Source organism: Pseudomonas sp. NPDC089407 (assembly GCF_044900445.1).
Classification (GTDB): Bacteria; Pseudomonadota; Gammaproteobacteria; order Pseudomonadales; family Pseudomonadaceae; genus Aquipseudomonas.
Window position 1 is genome coordinate 44,292 of the sequence record NZ_JBJDNB010000044.1, and the last position, 15,920, is coordinate 60,211.

The 15,920-nt window shown below is 64.7% G+C and carries 14 protein-coding genes and 1 other RNA gene; 10 read left to right on the forward strand and 5 right to left on the reverse strand.

Annotated features, from left to right (window positions below; translation table 11 throughout):
- Positions 1–30: 30 nt before the first annotated feature.
- From ssrS to ACI2KG_RS26080, 3 genes are all read right to left on the reverse strand, one after another.
- Positions 31–210: non-coding RNA, 6S RNA (gene ssrS / locus ACI2KG_RS26070), on the reverse strand.
- 17 nt (positions 211–227) lie between these two features.
- A complete protein-coding gene (locus ACI2KG_RS26075; protein ID WP_201201159.1) occupies positions 228–548 on the reverse strand; it encodes a cell division protein ZapA in 321 nt (106 codons plus the stop codon).
- The gene (locus tag ACI2KG_RS26080; protein ID WP_201201241.1) at positions 545–727 is read right to left on the reverse strand and encodes a TIGR02449 family protein; all 183 of its coding nucleotides are present in this window, start codon (positions 725–727) and stop codon (positions 545–547) included. The genes ACI2KG_RS26075 and ACI2KG_RS26080 overlap by 4 nt, the downstream gene beginning before the upstream one ends.
- Before the next feature lie 181 nt (positions 728–908).
- Between ACI2KG_RS26080 and ACI2KG_RS26085 the strand changes: the two genes are divergently transcribed.
- From ACI2KG_RS26085 to gcvP, 10 genes are all read left to right on the forward strand, one after another.
- On the forward strand, positions 909–1,463 hold the full coding sequence (locus ACI2KG_RS26085; RefSeq protein WP_400612684.1) for a YecA family protein: 555 nt from the start codon (positions 909–911) through the stop codon (positions 1,461–1,463).
- A gap of 21 nt (positions 1,464–1,484) precedes the next feature.
- A complete protein-coding gene (gene pepP / locus ACI2KG_RS26090) occupies positions 1,485–2,819 on the forward strand; it encodes a Xaa-Pro aminopeptidase (RefSeq protein ID WP_404663835.1) in 1,335 nt (444 codons plus the stop codon).
- A complete protein-coding gene (gene ubiH, locus ACI2KG_RS26095) occupies positions 2,816–4,015 on the forward strand; it encodes a 2-octaprenyl-6-methoxyphenyl hydroxylase (protein WP_404663836.1) in 1,200 nt (399 codons plus the stop codon). The genes pepP and ubiH overlap by 4 nt, the downstream gene beginning before the upstream one ends.
- Entirely contained in the window at positions 4,012–4,494 is a 483-nt protein-coding gene (locus ACI2KG_RS26100) for a DUF4442 domain-containing protein (protein WP_201201164.1), read from the forward strand. The genes ubiH and ACI2KG_RS26100 overlap by 4 nt, the downstream gene beginning before the upstream one ends.
- 9 nt (positions 4,495–4,503) lie before the next feature.
- A complete protein-coding gene (locus tag ACI2KG_RS26105) occupies positions 4,504–5,721 on the forward strand; it encodes a 2-octaprenyl-3-methyl-6-methoxy-1,4-benzoquinol hydroxylase (protein WP_404663837.1) in 1,218 nt (405 codons plus the stop codon).
- Between the two features lie 218 nt (positions 5,722–5,939).
- Positions 5,940–6,941 carry an extracellular solute-binding protein gene (locus ACI2KG_RS26110; RefSeq protein WP_404663838.1) on the forward strand — a complete coding sequence of 334 codons (1,002 nt, stop codon included), beginning with the start codon at positions 5,940–5,942 and terminating at the stop codon, positions 6,939–6,941.
- A 162-nt stretch (positions 6,942–7,103) separates the two neighbouring features.
- Entirely contained in the window at positions 7,104–8,726 is a 1,623-nt protein-coding gene (locus ACI2KG_RS26115) for an ABC transporter permease (RefSeq protein WP_404663839.1), read from the forward strand.
- Between the two features lie 124 nt (positions 8,727–8,850).
- A complete protein-coding gene (gcvT, locus tag ACI2KG_RS26120; protein ID WP_404663840.1) occupies positions 8,851–9,933 on the forward strand; it encodes a glycine cleavage system aminomethyltransferase GcvT in 1,083 nt (360 codons plus the stop codon).
- A 51-nt stretch (positions 9,934–9,984) separates the two neighbouring features.
- A complete protein-coding gene (gene gcvH, locus ACI2KG_RS26125) occupies positions 9,985–10,368 on the forward strand; it encodes a glycine cleavage system protein GcvH (RefSeq protein WP_404663841.1) in 384 nt (127 codons plus the stop codon).
- Between the two features lie 216 nt (positions 10,369–10,584).
- A complete protein-coding gene (gcvP, locus tag ACI2KG_RS26130; RefSeq protein ID WP_404663842.1) occupies positions 10,585–13,458 on the forward strand; it encodes an aminomethyl-transferring glycine dehydrogenase in 2,874 nt (957 codons plus the stop codon).
- A 113-nt stretch (positions 13,459–13,571) separates the two neighbouring features.
- Here the strand turns inward: gcvP and ACI2KG_RS26135 are convergent, their stop codons facing one another.
- Together ACI2KG_RS26135 and ACI2KG_RS26140 are read right to left on the reverse strand one after the other, a co-directional pair.
- Positions 13,572–13,886: a DUF2388 domain-containing protein gene (locus ACI2KG_RS26135; protein WP_400612661.1), complete on the reverse strand. Its 315-nt coding sequence runs from the start codon at positions 13,884–13,886 to the stop codon at positions 13,572–13,574.
- Between the two features lie 87 nt (positions 13,887–13,973).
- Positions 13,974–15,647 (reverse strand): GspE/PulE family protein, encoded by a 1,674-nt coding sequence (locus ACI2KG_RS26140; RefSeq protein WP_404663843.1) that lies wholly within the window; start codon positions 15,645–15,647, stop codon positions 13,974–13,976.
- Positions 15,648–15,920: the final 273 nt, after the last annotated feature.

Here is a 15,920-nt window from a genome sequence, read left to right on the forward strand (position 1 = left end):
ATGCCCGCCACAGGGGCGGGCAAGAAATTCAGGCTCCCCGATAAGACCGCTATCGGTGTAGCCCTTGAACCCGAAAGTTCAAGGTGGAGATTGCAGGGGGCGTTAAGGCTTTCCGTCGGGCGGACATGCACACCGGCCCCAGCGTGCAACCCCCGTGGTTGTGCGTATCGGCTCAGGGACATAACCGACTGGCGCATCCCCCAGGGAGTGGCGCCAGTATACCAATCTCAGCCGATTTTGGTATCCGTGTCGTCGGACAAAGCCTTGTCTACCCGATCCAGCAGGTCGCGCACCTGTTCGCGGTTGGTGCTGCTGACCGGCGCATCGCTGCGTTCTTCCTGGCGATGGAGCATTTCGTGGGTAATGTTCAACGCGGCCATGACTGCAATGCGGTCGGCGCCGATCACCTTGCCGCTGCTGCGGATCTCGCGCATTTTGCTGTCCAGGTAGCGCGCGGCGCTGACCAGGTTGTTGCGCTCTTCCGGCGGGCAGATGATCGAGTATTCCTTGTCGAGAATCTGCACGGTGACGCTATTGCTTGAACTCATGAGTCTTGCTCCAGAGCCTTGAGGCGTATGATCATCGACTCGACCTTGCGCTTGGCGATCTCGTTCTTTTCGATGAGGTGGGCGCGCTCTTCGCGCCAGGACTTTTCCTGAGCTACTAGGAGTGCATTTTGCCGTTTTAGTTGCTCGACGCGGTCGATCAGCAACTCGAAACGGCTCATCAGTGCCTGCAGGTCGTTCTCTTGCGTGGGTTGCACTCGATTCGCTCCGTCGTTCAGTCACCTGGCGATGATGCCTCTCCCTGAGCGGCGACGGCCAGTGCCGATGGTCTTGGCGCGCCTGCCGGTGCTAGGATACAAGGTCTCCATTCTAGTCATTGCGCCGTCTGGCGCCTAGCTGCCCATGCCCAATACCCAATCGCCCTACATCGCCTTCGCCATGCTGCTCTCGAGCAATGGCCATCCTGTCACCCCGGCCGAACTGCACGGCCTGCTGATCGGCCGCAGCTGCGCCGGTGCCGGCTTTGACGCCGACAGCTGGCTGGCCGATGCCGCCCAGCTACTGGAAACCGAGCCCGGTGACACCGTGCGCAACGCCTTGGTCGGCCTGCAGGAAATGGTCAAGGGTGAGCTCACCAGCGACGATATGGCCATCGTCCTGCTGCTGCCTTCCGACGACGCTGCACTGACCGACCGTGCCACCGCGCTGGGCCAGTGGTGCCAAGGCTTCATTACCGGTTTCGGCTTGAACGCCGGCGGCAAGGACTTGTCCGACGAGGCCAAGGAAGTGCTGCAGGACCTGGTAGCCATTTCCCAGGTGCAAGAGGCCCTCGAAGAGTCCGAAGACGGCGAGAGCGACTACATGGAAGTCATGGAATACCTGCGCGTGGCGCCCTTGCTGCTGTTCTCCGAGCTGGCCAAGCCGGCCGCACCCGCGCCCAAGCCATCGCTGCACTGATCAACCAGGGGTAGTCTGCCCATGAGCCACATTCCCAAGGCCGAGTATGCCCGGCGGCGCAAGGCGCTGATGGCGCAGATGGTCCCCAACAGCATCGCCATTCTGCCCGCCGCCGCAGTTGCCATCCGCAACCGCGACGTCGAGCACGTGTACCGCCAGGACAGCGACTTTCAGTACCTTAGCGGCTTCCCCGAGCCAGAGGCGGTGATTGCGCTGATCCCCGGGCGCGAGCATGGCGAGTACGTGCTTTTTTGCCGTGAACGCAACCCCGAGCGCGAGCTGTGGGACGGCCTGCGCGCCGGCCAGGAAGGCGCAGTGCGCGATTTTGGCGCCGATGATGCATTCCCCATCACCGACATCGACGAGATTCTGCCGGGCCTGATCGAAGGCCGCGAGCGGGTGTACAGCGCCATGGGCAGCAACCCCGAGTTCGATCGCCGGCTGATGGACTGGATCAACGTTATCCGCTCCAAGGCCCGGCTGGGCGCCCAGCCGCCGAACGAGTTCGTTGCGCTGGATCATCTGCTGCACGACATGCGCCTGTATAAATCGGCAGCGGAAGTGAAGGTGATGCGCGCGGCCGCAGACATTTCTGCGCGTGCCCATGTGCGGGCCATGCAGGCTTGCCGGGCCGGGCTGCACGAGTACAGCCTGGAAGCCGAGCTGGACTACGCGTTCCGCAAGGGCGGGGCAAAGATGCCGGCCTATGGCTCGATCGTCGCGGCAGGGCGCAATGGCTGCATCCTGCACTACCAGCAGAACGATGCACCGCTCAAGGATGGCGACCTGGTGCTGATCGACGCGGGCTGCGAAATCGATTGCTACGCCAGCGACATCACCCGCACGTTCCCGGTCAGCGGGCGGTTTTCGCCCGAGCAGAAGGCCATCTACGAGCTGGTGCTCAAGGCGCAGGCGGCGGCGTTTGCCGAAATCGCCCCCGGCAAGCACTGGAACCACGCCCACGAAGCAACCGTGCGGGTCATTACCGCAGGCCTGGTGGAGCTGGGCCTGCTGGAGGGCGATGTGCAGGCGCTGATCGACAGCGAGGCCTATCGCGCCTTCTACATGCACCGTGCCGGCCACTGGCTGGGCATGGATGTGCATGATGTGGGCGATTACAAGGTGGGCGGCGAGTGGCGGGTGCTGGAACCCGGCATGGCGCTGACCGTCGAACCGGGTATCTACATTGGCGCCGACAATCAGGCCGTTGCCAAAAAGTGGCGCGGCATTGGGGTAAGGATCGAGGACGACGTGGTAGTGACCAGGCAAGGTTGTGAAATCCTGACGTCGGGCGTGCCACGCACGGTCGCCGAGATCGAGGCGCTGATGCAGGCCGCCCGCAAGGACGCGGCATGAACCGGGTAAACCTGGCGATCATCGGCGGTGGTCTGGTCGGTGCAAGCCTGGCCTTGGCCCTGCAGGCCGGGGCCAAGGCACGTGGCTGGAAGATCCTGCTGATCGAGCCGTTCGCCCCCGGTGACAGCTTCCAGCCCAGCTACGATGCGCGCTCGTCGGCGTTGTCGTTCGGCACTCAGCAGATCTACCAGCACCTGGGCCTGTGGCAGGCCATTGGCCGGCGCGCCGAGCCAATCCGGCAGATTCACGTGTCCGACCGTGGCCGCTTTGGCGCCGCCCGTCTGGATGCCATGGAAGAAGGCGTGCCTGCGTTAGGTTACGTGGTGGAAAACGCCTGGCTTGGCCAGTGCCTGTGGCAAGGGCTCGACAGCGAAGTGGTGAGCTGGCGCTGCCCGGCGGAAGTCACCGCGATGCAGGCCATCGAAGGCGGCTACCAGTTGCGCCTGAACGACGACACCCAAGTGGAGTGCGACCTGGCGGTACTGGCCGACGGTGGCCGTTCCGGCCTGCGCGAGCAACTGGGCATTCACGTGCGCCACACGCCTTACCAGCAGAGTGCGTTGATCGCCAACATCACCCCGGGCGAGGCCCACGGCGGCCAGGCGTTCGAGCGCTTCACCGTAGAAGGCCCGATGGCCCTGCTGCCATTGCCGGATAACCGCTGTGCACTGGTGTGGACCCGCCAGGGCATGGACGCACGGCGCCTGGCCGACATCGACGAGCGCAGCTTCCTGCGCGAGTTGCAGGGCGTGTTCGGCTACCGCCTCGGCGCGCTGCGCCAGGTGGGCGCGCGGCACCTCTACCCGTTGTCGCTGATCGAGGCCCAGGAGCAGGTGCGTCCGCACTTGGTGGTACTGGGCAACGCAGCACACAGCCTGCACCCCATCGCCGGCCAGGGTTTCAACCTGTCGCTACGTGACGTGCAAGCGCTGGCCGAGGCGCTGCTGGCCGGCCCGCAGCGGCCTGGTGAGCTGGCCACCTTGTTAGCCTATCACCAGCGTCAGCGCCTGGACCAGGCAATGACCATCGGCTTTTCCGACCAGGTTACCCGCCTGTTTGGCAGCAACCAGCCACTGCTGGCTGCCGGGCGCAACCTCGGCCTGCTCGGGCTCGACCTGCTGCCACCGGCAAAAAGCTGGTTTGCCCGCCAGGCCATGGGCCTGGGCACCCGCCCCGATCCGCGGGGCCAGGCATGAGCAACCCACGTAAACTGGCGCGCCGGGCGCGCATGCTGCGCTGGCTGCTGAACCTCTACCCACCCTACCTGGGCGCGGGGATTCGCGTGCAGCACATCAGCCCGGACCTGCGCAGCGTCAAGGTGGCGATGAAGCTGACGCGCTGGAACCGCAACTACGTCGGTACCCAGTTCGGTGGCAGCCTGTATGCCATGACCGACCCGTTCTACATGTTGTTGCTGATCGAGCAGCTGGGGCGCGACTACATCGTCTGGGACAAGGCCGCCAGCATCGATTTCATCTCGCCGGGCAAAGGCCCGGTGTATGCCGAATTCCACGTCGATGACGCGCTGCTGGACGACATTCGCCAGCAGACCGCCACCGGCAAGAAGTGCCTGCCGCGTTTGCAGGTCGATATCCGTGATGGTGCCGGCGAGCTGGTGGCGCGGGTCGATAAAACCCTATACGTGCGGCTGAAGCCGCAAGCGAGGCTGGCGTAAGGCATGGAAATGCGCGCAGATCTGTTGATTGTCGGTGCCGGTATGGTCGGCAGCGCCCTGGCCCTGGCGTTGCGCCACAGTGGCCTGCAAATCCTGTTGCTCGACGGCGGCCCACTGACGGTCAAGCCGTTCGATGCTCAGGCCCCGTTCGAGCCGCGCGTCAGCGCGCTGTCGGCGGCCAGCCAGCGCATCCTCGAGCGCCTTGGCGCCTGGGACGGCATTGCCCAGCGGCGCGCCACGCCCTATTCCGACATGCAGGTGTGGGATGGCAGCGGCACCGGGCAGATTCACTTCTCGGCCGCCAGCGTGCACGCCCAGGTACTCGGCCATATTGTCGAGAACCGGGTGGTGCAGGACGGCCTGCTCGAGCGTCTGCTCGACAGCGATATCGGCCTGCTGGCCGATGCCCGTCTGGAGCAGTTGCGCCGCTCTGGCGATGAATGGCTGCTGACCCTGGCCGATGGCCGGCAACTGCGCGCGCCGCTGGTGATTGCAGCTGACGGCGCCAACTCGGCAGTGCGACGCCTGGCCGGTTGCGAAACCCGCGAGTGGGATTACCTGCACCATGCCATCGTCACCAGCGTGCGTTGCAGCGCCGGGCACCAGGCCACGGCCTGGCAGCGCTTCACCGATGAAGGGCCATTGGCGTTCCTGCCGTTGACCCGCGATGGCCAGCAGGACTGGTGCTCGATCGTATGGTCGACCACCCCGGAGCATGCCGAGCAGCTGATGGCACTGGACGAAGCGGCTTTCCTGCAGGCGTTGGAACGGGCCTTCGAGGGGCGCCTGGGCGATGTGCTGCAGGCCGACCCTCGGGTGTGTGTGCCACTGCGCCAGCGGCACGCCAAGCGCTATGTGGATGAAGGCTTGGCGTTGATCGGCGATGCGGCGCACACCATTCACCCGCTGGCCGGGCAGGGTGTGAACCTGGGCTTCCTCGATGCCGCAGTGCTGGCCGAGGTGCTGGTCAATGCCTGCGAGCGTGGCGAGCGGCTGGCGGACGTGAAAGTGCTGAGCCGTTACGAGCGGCGGCGCATGCCGCACAACTTGGCACTGATGGCGGCCATGGAAGGGTTCGAGCGGTTATTCCAGGCCAACCCGCTGCCGTTGCGCTGGTTGCGTAACAGCGGGTTGAAGCTGGTGGAGCAGATGCCGGAGGCCAAGGCGCTGTTTGTGCGGCAGGCGCTGGGTTTGAGTGGTGACTTGCCGGATCTGGCCAAGGCTTGAGATTGTTGGGGCCGCTTTGCGGCCCTTTCGCCGGCAAGCCAGCTCCCACAGGTACGGCGCAGGCCTGCTGGCCTTGTGAGATCCCTGTGGGAGCTGGCTTGCCGGCGATGGGCTGCGCAGCAGCCCCTCTGCAACATCCGGTAACGGCTCAAAGGGTGAGCCAGAAAATGGGATTCACTACCATTCGCACCTCTCATACGATCCGAGGAGTGCTTTCCATGTTGCCACGCAAGCCCCTACTGGCCGCCCTGGCCCTGACCCTGTTCGGCGGCACCGCCCAGGCAGCGGACGAAGTGGTGGTGTACTCCTCGCGCATCGACGAGCTGATCAAGCCAGTGTTCGATGCCTATACCGCCAAGACCGGGGTCAAGGTCAAGTTCATCACTGACAAGGAAGCCCCGCTGATGCAGCGCATCAAGGCCGAGGGCGATAACGGCGTGGCCGACCTGCTGCTCACCGTCGATGCCGGCAACCTGTGGCAGGCCGAGCAAATGGGCATCTTGCAGCCGATCAAGTCCGACATCATCGACCAGAACATCCCGCCGCAGTACCGTGCCTCGTCCCATGACTGGACCGGCCTGAGCCTGCGTGCGCGCACCATCATCTACGCAACCGACAGGGTCAAGCCGGCAGAGCTTAGCACCTATGAAGCCCTGGCCGACAAGCAGTGGGAAGGCCGCCTGTGCCTGCGCACAGCGAAGAAGGTGTACAACCAGTCGCTGACCGCCACCCTGATCGAAACGCACGGCGAGGCCAAGACCGAGCAGATCGTCAAAGGCTGGGTCAACAACTTGTCCACCGACGTGTTCTCCGACGACAACGCGGTAATCCAGGCCATCGAGGCTGGCCAGTGCGATGTGGGCGTGGTCAACACCTACTACTACGGCCGCCTGCACAAGCAGAACCCGAACCTGCCGGTGAAGATCTTCTGGCCCAACCAGGGTGACCGTGGCGTGCACGTTAACCTGTCGGGCATTGGCCTGACCAAACATGCACCGCACCCGGAAGCGGCGAAAAAGCTGGTGGAGTGGATGACCGGCGAAGAAGCACAGAAGCTGTTTGCCGACATCAACCAGGAATTCCCGGCCAACCCGAAGGTCAAGCCATCGGAAGAAGTGGCGGCGTGGGGCAGCTTCAAGGCCGACACCATTCCTGTGGAAATTGCCGGCAAGCGCCAGGCTGAAGCCATCCGCTTGATGGATCGGGCTGGCTACAACTAAGCGCCAGGCTTTATCCTTTCGGGGCCTGTAAGGGCCCTTTCGCGGGTAAACCCGCTCCTGCAGCGACCACACAAGGTTTGAATGTTGCGCGGTCCCTGTAGGAGCGGGTTCACCCGCGAACGACCGCAAAGCGGTCGCAAATCAGCCACAGAGACATCCAACTTGCCCCACACCCCCCAACGCCGCTGGTACCTCCCGGTCGCCCTGATCGCCGCCCTGGTCCTCCTGCCCCTGAGCGTCCTGCTGCTGTCGTGGCAAACCATCGACCTGCAGATCTGGTCGCACCTGCTGGAAACGCAGATGACCCGCCTGCTCGGCAATACCCTGGCCCTGGTGGTCGGCGTGGGCATCGGTGTCACCCTGCTGGGTGTCAGCCTGGCCTGGCTTACCAGCCTCTGCGAGTTCCCCGGCCGGCGCTGGCTGGACTGGGCGCTGATGCTGCCGTTCGCCATCCCGGCCTACGTGCTGGCATTCGTCTTCGTCGGCCTGCTGGACTTCGCCGGCCCGGTGCAAAGTGCCCTGCGCGAGGTGTTCGGGCCGATGCGCCTGCCGCGGGTACGCTCCACCGGGGGGGTGATCATTGTGCTGGTGCTGGTGTTCTACCCCTACGTCTACCTGCTGGCACGCACGGCGTTTCTGGCTCAGGGCAAGGGCCTGATGGAAGCCGCGCGGGTACTGGGCTTGTCGCCTTTGCAGGCTTTCTGGCGCGTGGCCCTGCCCATGGCGCGGCCGGCGATCGGCGCGGGTATTGCCCTGGCGCTGATGGAAACCCTGGCCGACTTCGGTGCGGTGGCGGTGTTCAACTTCGACACCTTCACCACCGCCATCTACAAGACCTGGTACGGCTTCTTCAGCCTGTCCAGCGCGGCCCAGCTGGCCAGCCTGCTGCTGCTGGCGGTCATGCTGGTGCTGTACGGCGAGCGTCGCGCCCGTGGGGCCAGCCGCAGCGGCAACGAGCGGCCACGCGCGCAGGCGCTGTACCACCTGCGTGGGGTTAAAGCGTTGCTGGCCAGTGGCTGGTGCCTGCTGGTGTTCGCCTGCGCTTTCGTCATCCCGCTGCTTCAGCTGCTGGCGTGGTTCTGGCAGCGCGGTCGCCATGACCTGGACGAACGCTACCTCGGCCTGGTGCTGCACACCCTGTACCTGGGCGGCATGGCCGCGCTGGTCACGGTGTGCGTGGCGCTGCTGCTGGCGTTTGCCCGGCGTCAGGCGCCGACCGGTGGCATTCGCGCTGGCGTCGGCCTGGCCAACCTGGGCTATGCCTTGCCCGGTTCGGTGCTGGCGGTGTCGATCATGCTGGCCTTCAGTTACCTCGACAATAATCTGGTCATCCCGTTGTCCAGTTGGCTGGGCGGGGCCGGCAAACCGTTGCTGCTAGGCAGCTTGTCGGCGTTGCTGCTGGCCTACCTGGTGCGCTTCATCGCGGTGGCTTACGGGCCACTGGAGAGCAGCCTGGAACGCATTCGCCCGTCTTTGCCGGAGGCTTCGCGCAGCCTGGGCGTCGGTGGCGCGGGATTGTTTTTCAAGGTGTATCTGCCGTTGCTGGTGCCCGGTGCCCTGAGTGCCGCCTTGCTGGTATTCGTTGACGTACTCAAGGAAATGCCGGCCACCTTGCTGATGCGCCCGTTCGGCTGGGACACCCTTGCCGTGCGCGTGTTCGAGATGACCAGCGAAGGCGAGTGGGCGCGTGCCTCGCTGCCGGCATTGACCCTGGTACTGGTGGGCCTGTTGCCGGTCATCGGCCTGATCCGCCGTTCGGCACGTCGACCCGGTCACAGCTACTAAGGATGCCAGCTTGCGACCTTGCGGCTACAATGCGCGGCATTCGCGCGGCGGGTGTTAAACAACAAGAGCTGACGACCCACGTCATCGACCGCCGCCGCTTCGCCACGCCCGGAAGGAGAAACCCATGGGACAGCGTACGCTTTTGTATGACCTGCACCTGGCGCTAGGCGCCAAGACGGTCGATTTTGGTGGCTGGGACATGCCTCTGCATTATGGCTCGCAGGTCGAGGAGCACCATCAGGTGCGCAGCGACTGTGGCGTCTTCGATGTTTCCCACATGACCGTTGTCGATGTCCACGGCACGGATGCCACCGCTTGGCTACAACGCCTGCTGGCCAACGACGTGGCCCGCCTCGACGACACCGGCAAGGCACTCTACAGCCCGCTGCTGCACGAGCAGGGCGGGGTGATCGACGACCTGATCGTCTATCGCACCGAGGGTGGCTACCGGCTGGTCACCAACGCCGCCACCCGGGCCAAGGTGCTCGACTGGCTGCAACTGCAACGCGACGGCTTCGCCGTAGACTTCCAGGTCCGCCCGGACCTGGCCATCCTTGCCATCCAGGGCCCGCATGCCCGCGAGAAAGTCGCAGCCCTGCTCAGCCCTGCACGTGCCGCGCTTATCCGCGAACTGCACCCATTCGAAGGGGTTGCCGAAGGCGACTGGTTCATTGCCCGTACCGGTTATACCGGTGAGGACGGGCTGGAGATCATCTTCCCGGGTGATCAGGCTGTGGCCTTCTTCAACGACCTGGTCGGCGCCGGTATCGCCCCTAGCGGCCTTGGCGCCCGCGACACCTTGCGCCTGGAAGCCGGCATGAACCTGTACGGCCAGGACATCGACGAAAACCATACCCCGCTCACGTCCAACCTGGGCTGGAGCATCGCCTGGGAACCGGCCGAGCGCGACTTCATCGGCCGTGCCGCCCTGCTGGCGGAAATCGAGCACGGTGTGCAGGAAAAACTGGTCGGCCTGGTGCTGGAAGAGCGCGGTGTGCTGCGTGCCCATCAGGTGGTGCGGGTAGCCGGGATTGGCGAAGGGGAGATCACCAGTGGTAGTTTCTCTCCTACGCTGAGCAAGTCCATTGCCTTGGCGCGCGTACCCATGGCCACCGGTGACCGGGCCGAGGTGGAAATTCGCGGCAAGTGGTACCCGGTGCGGGTGGTCAAACCGACCTTCGTGCGCCACGGCAAGATCCTGATCTGAACCATTTACAACCGGCGGGCGTACCGCTGAGCCAATCGAGGAATTCATTACATGAGCACTATCCCCGCCGAACTGCGTTTTGCCGAAAGCCACGAGTGGGCGCGCCTGGAAGCCGATGGCACGGTGACTGTGGGCATCAGCGACCACGCCCAGCAAGCCCTGGGTGACGTGGTGTTCGTCGAGCTGGCCGAAGTCGGCAAGGTGTTCGCCGCTGGCGACGCTGCGGGTGTGGTCGAGTCGGTCAAGGCCGCTTCGGACATCTACGCCCCGGTGGGTGGCGAAGTGATCGCCGTTAACGAAGAGCTGGCTGACAGCCCGGAGCAGCTTAACGAAGAACCATATGATTCGTGGATCTTCAAGCTGAAGCCAAGCAACCCGGCCGAGCTGGACAAGCTGCTGGATGCCGCTGCCTACAAGGCCGCGATCGGCGAATAATTGAAAGATCCCTGGGGCTGCTTCGCAGCCCTATCGCGACACAAGGCCGCTCCTACAGGAGATCGCATACTCCTGTAGGAGCGGCCTTGTGTCGCGATAGGGGCGCAAAGCGCCCCCGGCTTTCGCCAGGTGCAAACAAGTTTCCCCGCACAATCGGCAATCCCTTCCTAGACTTGTAAGTCTCCATGAGAGCTGTTCCAGGAAGAGAGCGTCGTCATGTCCCAGTCGCCGTCCCTGCATCAACTGCAAGAGCTCAACCCTTTCCTGCGTCGCCACCTCGGCCCGGATGCCTCCGAGCAGCAGGCCATGCTCAATGCGCTGGGTGTTGCTAGCCGCACTGAGCTGATCGAGCAGACCGTACCGCCAGACATCCGCCTCAATCGCGCCCTTGACCTGCCCCCGGCCCTGGACGAGCAGGCTGCCCTGGCCAAACTGGCCGGTTACGCCGGGCAGAACCAGGTCTGGACCAGCCTGATCGGCATGGGCTACCACGGCACTCTCACTCCCACGGTCATCCTGCGCAACGTGCTGGAAAACCCTGGCTGGTACACCGCCTACACGCCCTACCAGCCTGAAATCGCCCAAGGCCGGCTGGAGGCGCTGCTGAACTTCCAGCAGATGGTCATCGACCTTACCGGGCTGGCGCTGGCCAATGCCTCGCTGCTCGATGAAGCCACCGCCGCCGCCGAGGCCATGGCCCTGGCCAAACGGGTGGCGCGCAGCAAGAGCAATGCGTTCTTTGCCGACCAGCACTGCCACCCGCAGACCTTGTCGGTACTCAAGACCCGCGCCGAGGGCTTCGGCTTCGAGCTGATCATCGACGCTGTGGATAACCTTGGCAAACACGCGGTATTCGGCGCTTTGCTGCAATACCCCGATACCCATGGCGAGGTGCGCGACCTGCGCCCGCTGATCGACCAGCTGCACAGCCAGCAAGCCATGGCCTGCGTGGCCGCCGACCTGCTCAGCCTGGTGGTGCTCGCACCGCCCGGGGAACTGGGTGCGGATGTGGTGCTGGGTTCGACCCAGCGTTTTGGCGTGCCGATGGGCTACGGCGGCCCACACGCCGCCTACTTCGCCTGCCGCGACGACTACAAGCGGGCCATGCCCGGGCGCATCATCGGCGTTTCACGCGATGCCCGTGGCAACACCGCGCTGCGCATGGCCCTGCAAACCCGCGAGCAGCATATTCGCCGCGAGAAGGCCAACTCCAACATCTGCACGGCGCAGGTGCTGCTGGCCAATATCGCCGGCTTCTATGCCGTCTACCACGGCCCTGAAGGCCTGCAGCGCATCGCGCAGCGCGTGCACCGGCTGACCTTCATCCTGGCTGCCGGGCTTGAGGCCAAGGGCATCAAACGCCTCAACCAGCATTTCTTCGACACCCTTACCCTGGATGTCGGCGGCGCCCAGGCGGCCATTATCGAAAGCGCCGAAGCCGCGCAGATCAACCTGCGCATCCTCGGCCGCGGCCACCTTGGCGTGAGCCTGGACGAAACCTGCAACGAGCACACGGTGCTGCGCTTGCTGGATATCTTCCTGGGGGTGGATCACGGCCTGGAGATCGCTGCGCTTGATCAACTGGCCCTGCCCGAAGGCATCCCCGCCAGCCTGGTGCGGCGTACGCCGATCCTCGCCCACCCGGTGTTCAACCTGCACCACAGCGAAACCGAGATGCTGCGCTACCTCAAGCAGCTGGAGAACAAAGACCTGGCGCTGAACCAGTCGATGATCCCGCTGGGCTCATGCACCATGAAGCTCAATGCAACCAGCGAGATGATCCCGATCACCTGGCCTGGTTTCGCCCAGTTGCACCCGTTTGCCCCGGCGGGGCAGGGAACCGGCTACAAGGCGATGATCGACGAGCTGGAAAGCTGGCTGTGCGCGATCACCGGCTTCGATGCCATCTGCATGCAGCCCAACTCCGGCGCCCAAGGTGAATACGCCGGCCTGATGGCGATTACCCGTTACCACCGCAGCCGCCACCAACCGCAGCGCACGTTGTGCCTGATCCCCTCGTCGGCCCACGGCACCAACCCGGCTTCGGCGCAGATGGCCGGCATGGAGGTGGTGATTGTCGATTGCGACAACGACGGCAACGTCGACCTGGCCGACCTCAAGGCCAAGGCCGGCGCGGCCGGAGAACGCCTGTCGTGCCTGATGATCACCTACCCCTCGACCCATGGCGTGTACGAAGAGGGTATTCGTGAGATCTGCGAAGTGGTGCACCAGCACGGCGGCCAGGTGTACATGGATGGCGCAAACCTTAATGCCCAGGTGGGCCTGGCGCGACCGGCCGACATCGGCGCCGACGTTTCGCACATGAACCTGCACAAGACTTTCTGCATCCCCCACGGCGGCGGCGGCCCGGGCATGGGGCCAATCGGCATCCGCGCGCACCTCAAGCCGTTCGTCGCCAGCCACCCGGTGGTGCCGGTGCCCGGCCTGGACCCGAACAACAGTGCGGTCAGTGCCGCGCCCTGGGGTAGCGCGAGCATCTTGCCGATCAGCTGGATGTACATTGCCATGATGGGCCCGCAGCTGGCCGATGCCGGTGAAGTGGCGATCCTCTCGGCCAATTACCTGGCCAGCCAGCTAGGCGGGGCTTTCCCGGTGCTCTACCGCGGGCGTAACCAGCGCGTGGCGCACGAGTGCATCCTCGACCTGCGGCCACTGAAGGCGCTGACCGGCATCAGCGAGGAAGATGTGGCCAAGCGTTTGATGGACTATGGCTTCCATGCGCCGACCATGTCGTTCCCGGTGCCGGGCACGCTGATGGTGGAGCCGACCGAGAGCGAGTCGAAGGCCGAGCTGGACCGTTTTGTCGAGGCGATGCTGGCGATTCGTGCGGAGATCGCCCAGGTGCAGGAGGGAAACTGGCCGGTGGAGAACAACCCGCTCAAGCATGCGCCGCATACCTTGGCCGATGTGCTGGGGGGGTGGGACAGGCCGTATAGCCTGGAGCAGGCAGTGGCGCCCAGTGCGCATGTGCGCCAGCACAAGTACTGGCCGGCGGTGAACCGGGTCGACAACGTGTATGGGGACCGCAACCTGTTCTGTGCTTGTGTGCCAGTGGAGGCTTATCGCTGAAATCGGGGCCGCTTTGCGGCCCATCGCGACACAAGGCCGCTCCTACAAGGGTACGCGATCCCCTGTAGGAGCGGCCTTGCGTCGCGATAGGGGTGCAAAGCACCCCCAAGGATTTAATCGGCTACCGCATTCTTGGCCAGAATGGCATTGGCCAGCTCCATGTCCGAAGCCTGCAGGCCCGGGTTCTCTGCCCGGGCCTGGTGCATGGCCGCTTCCAGGAACGGCCCGCGGATCGCGCCTTCGCTGGCCACGAAGCTGCCAGCATCATCCTGCGCAGCCATCACCAGCTTGTGATCGTGCGAGGTCAGGTAGCTCGACGCTGTGGTAGCACCAGAGGTCATTACGTTACGCCAGAAGGTATCGGCCATGGCCGAGCCCACAGGCAGCGAAAGCAAGGCAGCGGCAGCGATGGCGGTTTTGAGACGCATGTTGAAACACCTCGAAGGGTGAGGGTTGAAGATGCGCCGTTGGATCTTTTCAAATGAGGCAAGTTCCTGAATACAAGGGGCTTTTCGTCAGCTGCAGACGCGCAGCACTTCTTCCGCACGGGTTTGCCCGCTGGCCACTTTAGCCTCACCACAACGGCGCAGGTCCACCAGGCCATCGGCCAGTGCCTGGCGCCGCAATTGGGTCGGGTCGGCGTTCGGGCTGATCAGTGCGCGCAGGTTGTCGCTGGGCTCGAGCAGTTCGAACAAACCTGTGCGCCCATGAAAGCCAGTGCCCCGGCAGGTGCGACAGTGGGCTGATGCAGCCACCTGGCAGTCCGTGCACAGGGTGCGTACCAGCCGCTGGGCCATCACGCCCACCAGCGTCGCCTTGATCAGGTAGTCGGCCACACCCAGCTCTTGCAGGCGGGTGATCGCCGCGCAGGCGTCGTTGGTGTGCAGGGTGGACAGCACCAGGTGCCCGGTCAGTGCTGCCTGCACCGCCACCAGGGCGGTTTCGCGGTCGCGGATTTCGCCGACCATGATGATGTCCGGGTCCTGGCGCAGCATGGCTCGCACGCCGTCGGCAAAGCCCAAATCCAGCGCTGGCTGTACCTGCAGTTGGTTGAAGGCCGGTTCCAGGCGCTCGATCGGGTCTTCGATGGTGCACAGATTGACCTGCGGCGTGGCCAGCAGCTTGAGGCTGGCGTACAGCGTGCTGGTTTTTCCGGAGCCCGTGGGGCCGGTTACCAGGATGATGCCCTGGCGCTGACGCAGCAGGCCTTGCCACTGGGCCAGTTGCTGGCCTTGCAGGCCGAGGCGGTCGAAGCTTTGTTGCAGCTGCTGCGGGTCGAACAGGCGCAGCACCAGCTTTTCGCCAAACGGGGTTGGCAGGGTCGACAGCCGCAGCTCGACCTCACGCCCACCTGGCAGACGGCTTTGCAGCCGGCCGTCCTGCGGCCGGCGCTTTTCCGCGACATCCATGCGCCCCAGGTGCTTCAGGCGGCTGACCAGCGCCAGGGTAACCCCTGCGGGGAAGCTGTAAACGCTGTGCAGCAGGCCGTCGATACGGTAACGCAGCTGGCCTTGATCGCGACGGGGCTCCAGGTGGATGTCGCTGGCGCGTTGTTCGATCGCGTACTGCAGCAGCCAGTCGACGATGTGCACAATGTGCGCATCGTCAGCGCTGGCTTCGGCTTGGCGCTTGCCTAGCTCCAGCAACTGCTCAAGCTCACCCAGACTTGCCGATTGCTGATATTGCGCGCCCTTCACCGACTGGGCCAGGCGTTGGAACGACTGGCCTGACTGGCGGATCTGCGCCGGGTTGGCCAGGACGCGGTGGATCGGCCGGCCCAGGCTGCGGGCCAGGTCGGCCTGCCAGTCATCCTGGTAGGGCTGGGCGCTGGCGACGGTAACGCTGGTGGCGTCGGCGGCGACGATGAGGATGCCGTGGCGCTGGGCAAAGGCCGGGGAAATCAGGCCGCTGACCTGCGGCAGGTCGAGTTGCAGGGGGTCGATGCGCAGGTACGGCTGGCCGACCTTGCTGGCCAGCCAGTGGCAGAGGTGGTCGAGGTCCAGGGGCTGGCCGGGGTGCTGGCGGCTTTCCACGCTGCAGGCGGCGATCTGTTCCAGCGGGTGGCAGGTGGGGTGGGTGGCGGCGTGGGCGAGTATTTTGGGGGTGTCGTTGGCGTGCAGGTGCTGGTCGGCGAGCAGGGCCTGGAGCACGCGCTTGAGGTCGAGTGCCGGGTTGTCGGGGGTATGCATGAGGGGCGTCCGTGCCTGAGGGGGGAGTGCTGATCAAGGCTAGACGGGCGCGGGTGGGATGATAGGGGTGAAATTTTTCAGGATTTTGCTGAGTCCGTACCGGCCCTATCGCCGGCAAGCCAGCTCCCACAAGACAGCGCAATGTTCGAACCTGTGGTGATCCTGTGGGAGCTGGCTTGCGGAACTGTCAGATTTTTTGTGTGCGGGCCGGTAACGGCCTGCCGCCAGGCAGGCCCTGATTTTCACCAGGTTGGCCTGATGAACCGATCTCCG